This is a genomic window from Glycomyces sambucus (assembly GCF_900102815.1).
Classification (GTDB): Bacteria; Actinomycetota; Actinomycetes; order Mycobacteriales; family Micromonosporaceae; genus Glycomyces; species Glycomyces sambucus.
In genome coordinates, this window is the sequence record NZ_FNGF01000008.1 from 42,872 (window position 1) to 57,415 (window position 14,544).

Here is a 14,544-nt window from a genome sequence, read left to right on the forward strand (position 1 = left end):
GTTCGCGTTCGCGTTCGCGTTCGCGTTCGCGTTCGCGTCGAATGCTACCAGCTTATCGACCTAGGTCACTTGTCGTAGGACTAGTTCACTTCAGGTGATTTTTGCTTGTTGTCGATGTGATCGGCGTGGAACCTTGTACGCATGAACGCTGATACAACGTACGCACCGGGCACCGGCCGGGCCGGGGTCGTCACCGGAGTGCTCGCCTCCGCGTTCGAGGGCGATGCGCTCGCGGCCTGGCTCTTCCCCGATCTGGCCCGCCGGGCCGGATACCAGGAGGGCTTCTACCGCTCCCTGCTCGAGCACCCCGGCGCCGAGTCCTACCTCGCCGGGGAGTCCGGCGCTTCGATCTGGCTTCGGCTGGGCGCCGGCGAATCCCTGCGCCAGGACGGGCCCACCGCGGGCCCGCTCGCGCGGCTCGCCGGGCTCGGGGCCGCTCTCGCGCAGCGGCATCCGGTCGATCCGCACCTGTACCTCGCGGTCATGGGCGTCGCCGCCGGGTTCCAGGGCCGCGGGATCGGGTCCGCGCTGCTGGAGCGCCGGCTCGAACTCGCCGACCGCGACGGCGAGGCCGCCTACCTCGAGGCCAGCTCCCCCGGCAGTCGCGCGCTGTACCTGCGGCACGGGTTCGCCGACCTCGGCGAGCCGGTCCGGTTCGAGGACGCTCCCCCGATCTTTCCCATGTGGCGCAACGCCGCAGCCGTCAAGTAACACCACTGACCGAGGAGGAACACCATGTCCACCGTCCCCACGATCGTGCTCGTGCACGGCACCCACGTCTCGTCGTTCTCCTGGGTCGGGCTCACCACCGAGCTCGCCCTCCGCGGCCTGCGCACCGTCGCGGTCGACCTGCCCGGCCACGGGATCGACGGGTTCTTCCCCCGCTCCTACCAGGCCCCGCAGGACCCGGCCGCGCTCGCCAAGGAGCCCTCGCCGCTCGCCTCGCTCACCCTCGACGACTACGCCGAGCGCACGATCGAGGTCGTGCGCCGCGCCGCCGCCCACGGGCCGGTGGTCCTGGTCGGCTCCAGCCAGGGCGGGGTCACCCTGAGCCGGGTCGGGAACGCCGTCCCCGAGCTGGTCGACGACCTCGTCTACATGGCCGCGTACTGCCCGGTCGAGCTGCCGAGCATGGCCGCGTACCTGGAGCAGCCCGAGAACGCGGGCAGCCTCATCGCGAACGTCACCGCGGCGATCGCGGGCGACCCGGCCGAGCTCGGGGTGGCGCGCGTGAACTGGCGGACCGCCGATCCGCAGGTGCTGGACGGGATCCGGGACTGCCTCATGGGAGGGTTCTCGGACGAGGAGCTGCTGCGGTTCCTCAACCTGTTCCAGCCCGACGAGCCGGTCGCGATCCCCCAGTCCGAGACCAGGGTCGAGGCCGACCGCTGGGGCAGCGTCCGCCGCACCTACGTGCGGTTCACCGAGGACCGGCTCATCCCGCCGGCGCTCCAGGACCGCTTCATCGCCGAGGCCGACCGCCTGACCCCGCACAACCCGACCGAGGTCCACTCGGTCGCCGCCCCGCACGTCGGGCCGTTCTACCGGCCCGAGGTCGTCGAGATCCTGGCCCGCATCGCCGAGCGGGCGAAGGGCTAGGAGCGCAGGGTTCGCCGATTCCCAAGCGGCACAGGCGAGGACGCCCGGGTGGTCCCACCCGGGCGTCCTCTGTCTCCGAATCCCGTCGCCGGGGGGTTATGCGTACGTCTCGAACTCGGTGATCTTCGGCGTGCCGGATGCCGCGGTGATCACGAAGTTGACCTTGGTCAGGGACGTCGCGGTGAACGAGATCGTGCCCGCACCGGTGCCGGAGGCGAGGACCGCCCCGGTGCTGTTGTTGACCAGCTGCCAGCCGTCGATGTTGCCGACGGCGTCGGACGCCTCGCGGATGACCACGGTGTCGATCGTCTGCGCGGAGCCCCACTTGACGGAGATCCGCCCGGTGGTGCCGCTCGGCGACCAGTAGGTCGAGGTGCTGCCGTCGATGACGTTGCCGTAGCTGGTGCCCCCGCCCTTCGAGGTGCCGTCGGCGCCCGCGCCGAGGCTGAGGTTGGTGCCGGTGGTCGGCGGCGGGGTGGTGGTCGGCGGGTCCGTGGGGTCGGTCGGGTCCGTCGGCGGGTTCGTCGGCGTCTGGATGGAGCAGCTGCCGTTGGAGGTCTTCAGGCCCTTGTTCGCACCGGCGGTCGTGGAGACCACCGACGGCACGCAGTTCGCGTTGTCGAGGCTGTACGAGTAGGGGATGGAGACGGTGGTGGTGGAGGTCGGGTTGGGGCCGGCCGGGTAGTTGTCGGTGCCGGGGGACGACCAGGTCACGTTGTCGAAGACGTTGCCGCTGACCTGCCAGTAGCCTCTGAGGTCGGTGTAGAAGGTCCCGATCGGGTCCTTCGAGTCCTCGAAGTAGTTGTTGTCCACCTTGATCTTCGCGCCGACGCGGGAGTTGATGCCCGACTCGACGATGCCCACGAAGTGGTTGTTGTAGCTGTGGGCGGTCCCGCCGCGCAGGAGCGGGATGCGGGAGTTCAGGTTCTGGTACAGGTTGTGGTGGTACGTGATGAAGCTGGAGTCCAGGTCGCTGTCGCCGGAGCCGACGAGGCCGCCGCGCTCGGAGTTGCGCAGGATGCTGTAGGACAGCGTCACGTACTTGGTGTCGTCCTTCATGTCGAACAGGCCGTCGTAGCCCTCGGACTCGCCGCCGGACGCTTCGAGGGTGACGTGGTCGACCCAGACGTTGCGGACGCCGTTCTCCATGCCGATGGCGTCGCCGCCGTTGGAGGTCGGGGAGCCGGACTTCTTGACGTTCTTGACCGTGACGTTCTGGATGATGATGTTGCTGGACTCGCGGATGTGGATGCCGATCTGGTCGAAGACCGCGCCCGAGCCGACCCCGAGGATCGTCACGTTGCTGACGCCCTTCAGGTCGATCAGGGTCGACCCGACGTCGCAGCTGCTGCCCGACACGTCGGCGGTGTTCCCGTGGTTGATGGTGCCCTCGACCTGGATGATGATCGGGGTGCTGTCGCTGGAGCGGCCGCACAGGGCCTGGTTGATCTGCGTGCCGGTGGTCGCCCGGACCACGGCGCCGCCGGCGCCGCCGGTGGTGCCGCCGTTCTGCGACGCGTAGCCGTTCGCGGCGTTGGTCTGGGCGGTGGCGGAGTTCATCGAGAACGTGATGCCGGCGACGGCTACCGCCATCGCGGCGGCCACCGTCCCGACCTTGAGTGCTAGCGATCGTCTCATCGCCGGCTCCTAAGGGGTAGGAATTGACATGTTTCAATGAGTCTAGGGAAAGCCCTTTCCTGCGGTCAAGCATTTTGGGCAACCGATTGCACAACTTCCCGGAATTTTCGCCCGAAGGGCTTCTGAGCTGCGGCGGCGCCGCAAAATCGGTGGAGGGCGGTCGTCGCGGGTGCCGCGTGCGCCGCAAAGCCCCGCAAGGGGCCGGAGTGCCGGTCAGCCCAGTTCCTCCAGGGCCTCCTCCGCCGAGGCGGCCTGGTCGTCCATCGCCGACCACGGGTCGGACTTGCGCACTAGGCGGCGCTTGATGCGGTCGGTCGTGTAGCGGGCCGGCTCGGAGCGGCCGAGCTCGTCCCAGTCCAGCGGGGTCGCCACGGCGGCGCCGGGACGGGCGCGCAGGGAGTAGGGGGCGACGAACGTCTGGCCCTGCCCGTTCCGGTTGACGTCCAGGAAGATCCGGTCCCCGCGCTTGTTCTTGCGCTGCGCGGTGGTGAGGAGGTTCGGGTCCTCGGCGGCGAGCCGGTCGGCGATCGCGAGGGCGAGTTCGCGGACGGCCTCGAACCCGGTGCTGCGGTCGAGCGGGGCCACGACGTGGTAGCCGCGCCCGCCCGTGGCCTGCACGAACGGCGCCAGGCCGATCTCGGTGTAGACGTCGCGCAGGCGCCGGGCGACCTTGTGGAGGACCGCGGCGGCGGTGCCGTCGGGCGGGTCGATGTCGATGACGAGCCGGTCGGGGCGCTCCAGGTCGTCCAGGGTCGCGGGCCACACGTGGAACTCCACGGCGGCCTGGTTCGCGAGGTAGACGAGGGTCGCCTCGTCCTCGCAGATGACGTAGTCGACGCTGCCGGACTCGTTCTGCGCCCTCACCTTCTCGGTCCTGATCCACTCGGGGAAGTAGTCCGAGGCGTCCTTCTGGAAGAACCCGCCCTCGTCGATCCCGTCGGGGTAGCGGCGCATCGTCAGCGGCCGGCCCGCGAGGTGCGGGAGCATCGCGGAGGCGACGGCGCGGTAGTGCGCGATCACGTCGCCCTTGCTGCGGTGGTCCGCGGGGAAGAGCTCCTTGTCGAGCCTGGAGACCTTGATGTCGCGGCCATCGACCGTGATTGACGGCATGCGGGTGACCCCTTTCGCTCACCGGGGTGTACCCGCAGGTCGCAACGGTAAACGACCGCGACATCGGACCTCCGGTGCGCCTAGGCGCCGGCCTCCTTCTCCACGAGCGCGGCGAGCTGGTCGGCGACGGCGCCCCAGCCCTCATGGAAGCCGAGCTCCTCGTGGCGGTCGCGCGCGGCGCGGTCGCCGTGGCGCACGAGCGCACGGTACGCGGTGCCCTCGGGCGCGTCCGCGAGCGTGATCTCCGCGGTGAGTGCGACCGGCTGCGGCTCGGCCGGGCGCCAGGCGGAGTCGATCGCGTTGGTGAAGACGATGCGCTCGCGGTCCTCGACGAGGAGGAACACGGCGTCCATGTGCGGGACGAACTGCTCGCCGTCCTCGCTCATGCTGGTGACCATCGGGCCGCCGGCCGTGGCCTCGAACCGTTCGACGCGCATGACCATCGGGGCCGGGAGCCACCACTGCTCGAAGCGGGCGGGGTCGGTCCAGGCGCGCCAGACGGCGTCGCGGGGCGCGCGTATGACGCGTTCGATGCTGAGGTCGAGTTCGGTGTTCATTGCTGCTCCCTGGCTTCCTGTTCGGGATCGGAATCGGTGAGGTACTGCTCCAGCCGGTCGGTGCGCGACTCCCAGACCCGCCGCTGGTCGGCGAGCCAGTCGTCGACCAGCGCGAGCCGGTCGCGCCGGAGCGCGCAGGTGCGGACCCGGCCGGACTTGGCGGTGCGGATGAGGCCGTTCGCCTCCAGGGTCCGCACGTGCTTCATGAAGGAGGGGAGGGTCATCGGGAACTCGCGGTGGAGGTCGCCGACGCTCATCGGACCGCGGCCGAGGCGGCGGACCACCTCGCGGCGGGTGGGGTCGGCGAGCGCGGTGAACACGCCGTCGAGCGCCTCCGAATACTGTGCCATGAGGCTAAGTATTGCACCGGAGAACAGTTAGCGCAAGGGCTCAGTGTTTTTCCTTCCGGCGCCGCTACCTCGCGATGCCGCTACCTCAAGATGCCTCTACCTGACGATGAGGCGCGGCTCCACGAGCAGGCCGCGGGGCTCGGACGGGACGACCTTGCTCCCCTCGGGGCCCATGAGCATCTCCAGGATCCCCGCGGCGACCCGTTCGGGCAGCTGCTCGACGCTGGAGATCCCGAGGCTTCCACTGCGAAAGGTGGGTCAAATACCGTCACGAGTGTTTGTCTTTAGGCATCCGTTGAGTTACCAAGACCAACGGGCATAGCCTTGCGACCATGATGCCGCTTATCGAGAAGCGGAAGGAGGACGAACGGTGTCATCACACTGATCTCAGCAAGAATTCGCCAATAAAGAGCAATTTCTCGCCCACCAGTCACTGAAGCCAGCCCAAGATGAGGCAAGGCAATGAAGAAGAGCAAGAAAATTGCAGGCAGTAGAATCCAAGGATGAAGCACCTGACTCGGAGGGGATCCTCGATCTTCACCTATATGCCTCGGGTCTCGGCCGAAGAGGCGCATCTTTGATCGGCGTCGCTCACGCAGGTCTTCTGCGAGCTCCACCCAAGCCTCATCAAGCGATCTTCCCGATTCCGCAATACTCTTTGCACCCCAATAATTCGAGAACAAACAAGAAGCGTTACTAAGTATCCCAAGAGCGCTAAGGAGTAGGATTGCCACACAGACCACATAGTCACCAGAGATCTGCCTGGCACCACTCACGAGCACAGCACTACCGCCAATCACAAAGCTGTTTAAGGTCATTAGCCAGGTCATGCGCTGTCCAATGAGCTCGTGTTCAAACCTGAGACGATCTGCAAATATGGACTCAAGGGACCAATCGGATTCATCCGAGGAGTATGAGGAATTCATAGGTTTATCATAGAACAGATTCTGGGCATTGATGACGCCAGAACTCCGCTCAGATAAGTGAAGCTGTTCTTCGTCTTCCAGAAGCACATCATGAACACGAGCGAAGGAGCCGTCAAGGGATGATCCCCGGCCGCCAGCCTTTCCTGCACGACGCCGTCATCGCGCTGCACGCGCCGACCCAGGCGTGGTCGCGCCCCGACGGGGCGATGACCGCCCCGATCGACGGCCTGTTCCACGGCGACCGCCGGTTCGCGCGCGGGCTCCGGATCGAGGTGGAGGGCGAAGCGCCCGAAGCGATCGCGTCGCACGGGCGCGGCGCCCGCGCGGTCGGCTTCGACGCGGTCCTGCGCGGCCTCGACGACGGCACCCCCGACCCGCACCTGCGCCTGGCCCGCGAGCGGACCGTCGGCGACGGGGTCCTCGACGAGGCGGTCACCGTCGCCTCGGTCGTGGACCGCGCGGTGTCGGGCGTGCTCAGGCTGGTCGTTGAGCCGGACTTCGCGCCGCTCCAGGACGTCAAGTCCGGGCACGCGGCGCCGGCCGCGTGGACGGCCGAGACCGAAGGCGCCTCGGCGGCCGTCGCCTCCGGGGACGCGTCGTTCGCGCTCGCCGCGGACGCGGGCGCGTGGCTCGTGGAGGACGGCGCGGTGGTCCTGGAGTGGCCCTTCGCGATCGGACCGGGCGAGCGGGCGGTGCTGCACTGGTCGGTGCGGGTGAGCGACCCGGGCCTGGTGGTGCGGGCCGCGACCGGGCCCGCGGCGTGGGCGGCGGCACCGGCTGCGGACCTCGCGGGGGTGGACGCGCGGCTGACGCGGTGGGCGCGGGTCGCGCTCGACGACCTCGACGCGCTGCGGCTGGCGTTCCCGGGCCACCCCGAGGACGCGTTCCTCGCGGCCGGGGCGCCCTGGTTCTTCACCCTGTTCGGGCGCGACTCGATCTGGGCCGCACGGATGATGCTCCCGGTCGACGCCTCGATCGCCGCCTCCACGCTGCGCGTCCTCGCACGCCTGCAAGGGAAGGTGGACGACGCCGCGACCGAGGAGGAGCCGGGGAAGATCCCGCACGAGCTGCGGGCCACCGCGTTCCGCATGCCCGGCGAGGACATCTCCCTCCCGCCCCTGTACTACGGGACCGTGGACGCGACCCCGCTGTGGGCGTGCCTGCTCGTGGACGCCTGGCGGGCCGGCATGGCGCGCGCGGAGGTCGAGGCGCTGCTGCCGCACCTGCGCGCCGCGCTCAAGTGGATCGAGGCGGCGGCCGCGAAGGACGGGTTCCTCTCCTACTTCGACCGCACCGGCAAGGGCCTGTCGAACCAGGGCTGGAAGGACTCCGGGGACTCGATCCAGTGGCGCGACGGCCGGCTCGCCAAGGGCCCCATCGCGTTGTGCGAGGCCCAGGGGTACGCGCACGAGGCCGCCGCGGGCGCCGCGGACCTCCTCGACGCGTTCGGCGCGGGCGGGGAGGCCGCGCACTGGCGCGCATGGGCCGCGCGCCTGCGCGAGCGCTTCAACGAGCGGTTCTGGGTCGCGACCCCCGAGGGCCGCTACCCGGCGATCGCGCTCGACCGCGACGGGCGGGCCGTCGACGCGCTCACCTCGAACATCGGGCACCTCCTCGGGACCGGCATCGTGGACGCCGCCGACGAGGAGCTCATCGCCGGACTCCTGGTCGGCGAGTCGATGTGCTCGGGCTACGGGGTCCGGACCATGTCGAGCGGCGCGGCCGGGTACTGGCCGCTGAGCTACCACGGGGGCGCGGTGTGGGCCCACGACTCGGCGATCGTCGCGCACGGCATGGCCCGCGCCGGACGCCGCGAGGAGGCCGCGGTCGTGGTCGAAGGGCTCCTCGACGCGGCGGAGGGCTTCGGGTTCCGCATGCCCGAGCTGCACGCCGGATTCGCACGCGCCGAACGGGACCGGCCCGTCCCCTACCCGGCGGCGTGCCGCCCGCAGGCGTGGTCGGCGACGGCCGCGCTCACGTGCCTCCAGATCGCGCGCACCCAAGACTGAACCCCTGCCCGCGCGAAGGGCATGGATCGCGCGGGCCGGCCCGTCCCGGGGAGGGGTCCACGGGACGGGCCGCACTAGCGCCGCAGGATCCGGCGGACCGCCTCGGCGGCCACCGCCGGGTCCTGCGGTTCGGTGTCGAGGCTCGCGTGGATCGTCAGGCCCTCGATGAGGGCGTCGACCATGCGCGCGGCCTCGGGGTCGAAGTGGCGCTCCAGCGAGGCCCGCGACCGGGCCATCCACTCGTTCGTCAGGTCCCGGAACGCCGGTTCGCGGGCGGCGAGCGTGTACAGCTCGTGGGCGAGGACGAGGTTCCGCGGGTCGGCGGGCGCGGTGACGATCCCGACGATCACCGCCTCGGCCTCGGCGGGGCCCGCGGCGGCGGCCATGGCGGCGTCGAACGCGGCGCTCTCGGCGGTCCCGAACCGCGCGAACGCCTCGTGGAGCAGTTCCCCGATCCCGTGGAAGTGGTAGGTCATCGAGCCGAGCGGCACCCCCGCGGCGGCGGCGACCTTGCGGTGCGAGGCGCCCGCGACCCCGGCCTCGGCGACCACATCGAGGCACGCGTCGATGATGCGGTCGCGCCGCCCGGGGTCGGGGCGGCGCGGCCCGCGCTCAGAGTTCACGGATCACCCTGGCGGGGTTGCCGACCGCGACGACGTTCGCGGGCAGGTCGCGGGTGACCACGGCCCCCGCGCCGACGACCGTGTTGTCACCGATGTGGACCCCGGGGCAGACGATGACGCCGCCGCCGAGCCACACGTTGTCGCCCAGGGTGATCGGCTTCGCGGCTTCGAGCTTGTCGCGCCGCGGCCCGGGTTCGAGCGGGTGGGTGGGGGTGAGGAGCTGCACGTTCGGGCCGATCTGGCAGTCCTCGCCGATGGTGATCGCCGCGACGTCGAGGGCGACGAGCCCGAAGTTCGCGAAGGACCGGGCGCCGATCCTGATGTTGGCGCCGTAGTCGACGTGCAGGGGCGGGCGGATGAACGCGTCCTCGGCGAGGTCGCCGATGAGCTCGTCGAGGTGCCCGCGCGCGGTGGCGTAGTCCTCGGCGAAGGCGGCCCGGTACCGCTCGGAGAGGACGGCGGCGCGCTCCATGAGGGCGGTGAGCTCGGGGTCGTCGGCGAGGTAGAAGTCCCCGGCGAGCATCCGCTCGCGCATGGTGCGGGCGTCGCCCGCGAAGTGGTCCTGAACCGTCATGCGTACGACCGTACACCAGAAGTGTACGGTCGTACGCGCAGTGGGCCGACGGCAAGCGCCGCAACAGGTCGGCGGTGCGACTCAGGCCGCGGCCGGGACCGCCCGCTCGCCCGGGCCCGTGTAGGCCGAGAGCGGCCGGATGAGGGAGTTCGCGTCGAGCTGCTCGATGATGTGCGCGGTCCAGCCGGTGATGCGGGACATGACGAACAGCGGCGTGAACATGGGGATGTCGAAGCCCATGAGGTAGTACGCGGGCCCGGCCGGGAAGTCGAGGTTCGGGTGGATCCCCTTGGCTTCCAGCATGGCCGACTCCAGCTCCTCGTACATGCGGACCCACTTCCCGCCGCCGGTGCGGGCGGCCGTGTCGACGAGCGCGGCCTTCATGGTCGGCACCCGCGAGTCGGCGTCCTTGTAGACGCGGTGCCCGAAGCCCATGACCTTCTCCTTGGCGGCCAGGCGCTCGCGCAGCCAATCGCCGGCGCGCTCGGGCTCGCCGATCTCCAGCATCATCCTCATGACCGCCTCGTTCGCGCCGCCGTGCAGCGGGCCCTTGAGCGCGCCGACGGCGGCCGTGACGGCCGAGTACATGTCCGAGAGCGTGGAGGCCACGACCCGGGCCGTGAACGTGGAGGCGTTGAAGGAGTGCTCGGCGTACAGGATCATCGAGACCTCGAAGCAGCGCACCACCTCCGGCGCGGGCACCTCCCCGAAGCACATGTGGAAGAAGTTCTCGGCCCAGCCCAGCGACGGGTCCGGTGCGATCCGCTCCAGCCCGCGGCGGCGCCGGTGCGCGTGAGCGATGACCGTGGGGAGCTTGGCGAACAGCGCCTCGGCCTTCGCCTGGTTGGACTCGCGCCGGTTGTCGTCCTCGCTCGGGTCCTCGGCGCCCAGGCACGAGACGGCGGTGCGCAGCAGGTCCATCGGGTGGGAGCCGTCGGGGACGCGGTCGACGACGCCGACCGTGGACCGGGTGACCTCCCGCTGCGCGCGTTCGCGGGCCGAGAACGCCGCGAGCTGCGCCGGGTCGGGCAGCTCGCCGTACCAGATGAGGTGCGCGACCTCCTCGAACGAGCGGGACGCGGCCAGCTGCTGCACCGGGTAGCCCCGGTAGGTGAGCGACAGGGTCTCGGGCACGACCTCGGAGATCGCGGTGGTGTCGGCGACGACCCCGGCAAGCCCCTTGCGGACGTCGGTGCTCATGCGTCCCTCCCGGGGACCTCGAAGTCGAACAGCTCCTGGTCGAACTCGTTGTAGGACGCGTAGTCGACCAGGTCGTAGAGGCGGGCGCGGGTCTGCATCCGGTCGACCAGGGACGCCTGCGTCCCTTCGGACCTCAGCGCCGCGAACAGCTCGTCGACCGCGCCCATGGCGGCGCGCAGGCTGGAGACGGGCCAGATGACCAGGTCGTAGCCCAGGTCCTCCAGCTGCCGGGCCGTCAGGTTCGGGGAGGTCCCGAACTCGGTCATGTTGGCCAGCAGCGGGACGTCGACCGCGGCGCGGAACGCCGCGAACTCCGCCTCGTCGCGCATCGCCTCGGGGAACACCATGTCCGCCCCGGCGTCCACATAGGCTTTGGCGCGGTCGATCGCGGCGTCCAGGCCCTCGACCGCGCGGGCGTCGGTGCGCGCGCACACGACGAAGTCCGGGTCCGTGCGGGCCTTCACCGCGGCCGCGACCCGCCGGACCATCTCGGCGGCCGGCACCACGGCCTTGCCGTCCAGGTGCCCGCAGCGCTTGGGGTTCACCTGGTCCTCCAGGTGGCAGCCCGCGAGCCCGGCGTCCTCGAACGACCGGATCGTGCGCGCCACATTGGACACCTCGCCGAAGCCGGTGTCCGCGTCGATGAGCGTCGGCAGGTCCGTCGCCCGCGCGATCTGGCCCCCGCGCTGCGCGACCTCCGTCAGCGTGGTCAGCCCGATGTCCGGCAGCGCCAGGTCCGCGGCGAGCGCCGCGCCCGAGACGTACACGCCGTCGAACCCGTGGTCGGCGACCGCGCGGGCCGCCAGCGGCGAGAACGCGCCCGGCAGCCGCTGGAGCCGGCCCGAGGCCAGCCCCTCCCGCAGGCGGCGGCGCTTCTGGGAAGCGGTGGTCATCAGAAGAGCCCCTTCGCGGTCGGTGCAGTGAGCGCCCCGGCGGGCGCGGCCAGGTTGAGCGCCCGGACGCCGTTCGCGTCGAGCGCGCCGATGCGCGACGCCAGGTCCAGGAACCGGTCCTGCTCGGCCTCGGCGATCACGCCCTCGGCGAGGGTCCGGAACTTCGCGACGTACTGCTCGCGCCCGAACGGGCGCGCCCCGGCCGGGTGCGCGTCGGCCACGGCCAGCTCGTCGGTGACCGCGGTGCCGTCGTCGAGGACGATGTCGACCCGGCCGCCGAAGGCCCGCTTCGCGGGGTCGGGGTCGTGGTAGCGCGCCGTCCACTCCGGGTCCTCCACGGTGCGCACCTTCCGCCACAGGTCCACCGTCGAAGCCCGGTGGGCGCGTTCGGGAGTGTACGACCGCTCGTGGTGCCAGGCCCGGTCCTCGAGGGCCACCGCGAAGATGTACATGATCGAGTGGTCGAGGGTCTCGCGGCTCGCGTCCGGGTCGGTCTTCTGCGGGTCCTCCGCGCCGGTCCCGATCACGTAGTGCGTGTGGTGGCTCGTGTGGATCACCACCTCCCGGACCCGCGCGAGGTCGACCCGCGGCGCCATGCGCCGGGCCAGGTCGATGAGCGCCTGGCTCTGGTACTCCGCGGAGTGCTCCTTCGTGTAGGTGTCGAGGACGGCGCGCTTGGCCTCCCCGCGGGACGGCAGCGGCACCTCGTACACCGCGCCGGGCCCCGACAGCAGGCGCGCGATGACGCCGTCCTCGCCCTCGTAGATCGGCGACGGCGCGCCCTCGCCGCGCATCGCCCGGTCCACGGCCTCGACCGCGGCCTTGCCCGCGAACGCCGGCGCGAACGCCTTCCACGAGGAGATCGCCCCCTTGCGGGACTGCCGGGTCGCGGTCGTGGTGTGCAGCGCCTGCCCGATCGCCTGGTAGACCACGTCCACCGGCAGGTCCAGGAGCGCGCCGATCCCGGCCGCGGCCGACGGGCCGAGGTGCGCGATGTGGTCGATCCGGTGCTCGTGCAGGCAGATCCCGCGCACCAGGTCCACCTGGACCTCGTACGCCGCGGCGATCCCGCGCACCAGCGCGCGCCCGTCCAGGCCCCGGTGCTGCGCGACCGCGAGCACCGGCGGGATGTTGTCGCCCGGGTGCGAGTAGTCCGCGGCCAGGAACGTGTCGTGGAAGTCGAGTTCGCGCACCGCGACCCCGTTCGCCCACGCCGCCCACTCCGGGGAGGAGCGGAACGCGGCCGGGAGGCCGAACACGGCCGCGCCCGGCGCGTACGGGTGCGCCTGCGCCTGGGCGCGCGCGGCGGCGACGGGCCCGCGGGCGAGCGAGGCGGCGGCGACGGCGGCGTTGTCGATGACCCGGTTGCCGATCATCTCGGCGACGTCGCGCTCCACCGGGACCGGGTCGGCCGCGGTCTCGGCGAGCTTCCAGGCGAGCTGCGCCTCGCGGGGCAGGTCCTCGCGGGAGGCGTGGGCGCGGACGCGGTGGGTGATCACTCGGCGGCTCCTAGCGGTTTCGGGAGGGTACATTTCACAGTATGTACACACCGGGATGCCGTTGAAACCGCTGTAAATGTGGTTTCTTGTGGAATTTTCCGGGCCGGATTGTGGAACTTGTGAAAGGGCGTGGTCATGCCGTTGAGGAAGGCCAAGGTGGGGCTGCGGCTGCGCCGGTTCCGCGAGGAGCGCGGGCTCACGCAGGCCGCGCTGGCGACGGCGCTGGGGATCTCGACGAGCTACGTCAACCAGATGGAGTCGAACCAGCGGCCGATCACCGGGCCGGTGCTGCTGCGCCTGGCCGAGGTGTACGACGTGGACGTGCAGCGGTTCTCGGCCTCCGAGAGCGACCGGCTCACCGCGCAACTGCGCGACGTGCTCGCCGATACCGCGCACGCCGACCGGGTGTCGGTGGGGGAGGTCCGCGAGCTGGCGGAGTCGACGCCGGAGCTGGCGCAGTACGTGGTGGACCTGCACCGGCGGTACCGGCACATGCTGGAGCGCAACGCGGCGATGAGCGCCGAGCTGGACGCGGGCGCGGCGCCGACCGCGCACGAGGAGGTGCGGGACCTGTTCTACGCCAAGCGCAACCACGTGGCGGCGCTCGACGAGGCGGCGGAGCGGATCTACGCGGAGGCGTCCCTCGCTGAAGCCGCCGAACGCGGCGACCTGGCGGGCGGGCTGGCGCGGCTGCTGCGCGAGGGGTACGGGACGGTGGTCGCCGACCTCGAAGCGGGCGAGGCGAACCGGGTGAAGCGCCGCTTCGACCCCGAGGCCCGGCTGCTGCGGCTCTCGCCGCTGCTCAGCCCCGGGCAGCGGGCATTCCAGCTCGCCACGCACCTGGCGCTGGTGGCGTGCGACGACGTCATCCGGGCCGAGGCCGAGGCCGCGGACCTGTCGGGGGACGAGGCGCGGGGTCTGGCGCGGATCGGCCTCGCGAACTACTTCGCGGGGGCGCTGATCCTCCCCTATGGACCGTTCCTGGCGGCGGCGGAGGAGCTGCGGTACGACATCGACCTGCTGGGACGGCGCTTCCGGGTGGGCTTCGAGACCGTGGCGCACCGGCTCTCGACGCTCCAGCGGCCCGGCGCGCGCGGCGTGCCGTTCTTCTTCGTGCGCGTGGACCGGGCCGGGAACATCTCGAAGCGCCAGTCCGCCACCGACTTCCACTTCTCGCGGGTGGGCGGGACGTGCCCGCTGTGGGACGTCTACGAGGCGTTCGCGAACCCCGGCGAGATCCGGACCCAGCTCGCGCAGATGCCCGACGGCCGCTCGTACCTGTGGGTGGCGCGCACGGTGACCCGCCGGTACGGCGGGTTCGGGACCCCGGCGAAGACGTTCGCGATCGGGCTCGGCTGCGACCTGCACCATGCGCACCGGCTCGTGTACGCCGACGGCCTCGACCTGGCGAACCCGGCGATGCTCACGCCGATCGGGCCGGGCTGCAAGGTGTGCGACCGCAAGGGCTGCCCGCAGCGGGCGTTCCCGGCGATCGGGGCGCCGCTGGAGGTGACGGACCGGCAGAGCCGGTTCACGCCGTACCCGTCCGCGGGCTAGACCGCGATC

General features: G+C 71.2%; 14 protein-coding genes. 4 read left to right on the plus strand and 10 right to left on the minus strand.

Features of this window, described 5'->3' with window-relative positions; genetic code table 11:
* Window positions 1–141: 141 nt before the first annotated feature.
* On the plus strand, window positions 142–711 hold the full coding sequence (locus tag BLS99_RS22040; RefSeq protein ID WP_091053893.1) for a GNAT family N-acetyltransferase: 570 nt from the start codon (window positions 142–144) through the stop codon (window positions 709–711).
* Window positions 712–735: 24 nt separating this feature from the next.
* Window positions 736–1,599 carry an alpha/beta fold hydrolase gene (locus BLS99_RS22045; protein WP_091053894.1) on the plus strand — a complete coding sequence of 288 codons (864 nt, stop codon included), beginning with the start codon at window positions 736–738 and terminating at the stop codon, window positions 1,597–1,599.
* A gap of 96 nt (window positions 1,600–1,695) precedes the next feature.
* On the opposite strand, the gene BLS99_RS22050 is transcribed toward BLS99_RS22045, so the two are convergent.
* From BLS99_RS22050 to BLS99_RS25835, 5 genes are all read right to left on the minus strand, one after another.
* The gene (locus tag BLS99_RS22050) at window positions 1,696–3,237 is read right to left on the minus strand and encodes a pectate lyase family protein (protein ID WP_091053895.1); all 1,542 of its coding nucleotides are present in this window, start codon (window positions 3,235–3,237) and stop codon (window positions 1,696–1,698) included.
* 213 nt (window positions 3,238–3,450) lie between these two features.
* Window positions 3,451–4,347 carry a non-homologous end-joining DNA ligase gene (ligD, locus tag BLS99_RS22055; protein ID WP_218126788.1) on the minus strand — a complete coding sequence of 299 codons (897 nt, stop codon included), beginning with the start codon at window positions 4,345–4,347 and terminating at the stop codon, window positions 3,451–3,453.
* 80 nt (window positions 4,348–4,427) lie between these two features.
* A complete protein-coding gene (locus BLS99_RS22060; protein ID WP_091053896.1) occupies window positions 4,428–4,904 on the minus strand; it encodes an SRPBCC domain-containing protein in 477 nt (158 codons plus the stop codon).
* Window positions 4,901–5,254, minus strand: a complete 354-nt coding sequence (locus tag BLS99_RS22065) for an ArsR/SmtB family transcription factor (protein ID WP_091053897.1) — start codon at window positions 5,252–5,254, stop codon at window positions 4,901–4,903. The genes BLS99_RS22060 and BLS99_RS22065 overlap by 4 nt, the downstream gene beginning before the upstream one ends.
* A gap of 284 nt (window positions 5,255–5,538) precedes the next feature.
* The gene (locus BLS99_RS25835) at window positions 5,539–6,267 is read right to left on the minus strand and encodes a hypothetical protein (RefSeq protein ID WP_143034907.1); all 729 of its coding nucleotides are present in this window, start codon (window positions 6,265–6,267) and stop codon (window positions 5,539–5,541) included.
* A 32-nt stretch (window positions 6,268–6,299) separates the two neighbouring features.
* Here BLS99_RS25835 and BLS99_RS22070 point away from each other — a divergent pair, with 32 nt between their 5' ends.
* Window positions 6,300–8,189 carry a glycogen debranching N-terminal domain-containing protein gene (locus BLS99_RS22070; protein WP_091053898.1) on the plus strand — a complete coding sequence of 630 codons (1,890 nt, stop codon included), beginning with the start codon at window positions 6,300–6,302 and terminating at the stop codon, window positions 8,187–8,189.
* 74 nt (window positions 8,190–8,263) lie between these two features.
* On the opposite strand, the gene BLS99_RS22075 is transcribed toward BLS99_RS22070, so the two are convergent.
* The 5 genes from BLS99_RS22075 to BLS99_RS22095 all read right to left on the minus strand — a co-directional run bounded on the left by BLS99_RS22075 (window position 8,264) and on the right by BLS99_RS22095 (window position 12,978).
* A complete protein-coding gene (locus tag BLS99_RS22075) occupies window positions 8,264–8,812 on the minus strand; it encodes a TetR/AcrR family transcriptional regulator (RefSeq protein WP_091053899.1) in 549 nt (182 codons plus the stop codon).
* Complete coding sequence (locus tag BLS99_RS27520; protein ID WP_091053900.1) at window positions 8,802–9,386, minus strand: sugar O-acetyltransferase; 585 nt, start codon at window positions 9,384–9,386, stop codon at window positions 8,802–8,804. Before BLS99_RS27520 ends, BLS99_RS22075 begins: the two co-directional genes overlap by 11 nt.
* Before the next feature lie 81 nt (window positions 9,387–9,467).
* The gene (locus BLS99_RS22085) at window positions 9,468–10,586 is read right to left on the minus strand and encodes a bifunctional 2-methylcitrate synthase/citrate synthase (protein WP_091053901.1); all 1,119 of its coding nucleotides are present in this window, start codon (window positions 10,584–10,586) and stop codon (window positions 9,468–9,470) included.
* The gene (gene prpB / locus BLS99_RS22090) at window positions 10,583–11,479 is read right to left on the minus strand and encodes a methylisocitrate lyase (protein WP_091053902.1); all 897 of its coding nucleotides are present in this window, start codon (window positions 11,477–11,479) and stop codon (window positions 10,583–10,585) included. Before prpB ends, BLS99_RS22085 begins: the two co-directional genes overlap by 4 nt.
* Entirely contained in the window at window positions 11,479–12,978 is a 1,500-nt protein-coding gene (locus BLS99_RS22095; RefSeq protein ID WP_091053903.1) for an MmgE/PrpD family protein, read from the minus strand. Before BLS99_RS22095 ends, prpB begins: the two co-directional genes overlap by 1 nt.
* A 141-nt stretch (window positions 12,979–13,119) precedes the next feature.
* Between BLS99_RS22095 and BLS99_RS22100 the strand changes: the two genes are divergently transcribed.
* The gene (locus tag BLS99_RS22100) at window positions 13,120–14,535 is read left to right on the plus strand and encodes a short-chain fatty acyl-CoA regulator family protein (protein WP_091054088.1); all 1,416 of its coding nucleotides are present in this window, start codon (window positions 13,120–13,122) and stop codon (window positions 14,533–14,535) included.
* Window positions 14,536–14,544: the final 9 nt, after the last annotated feature.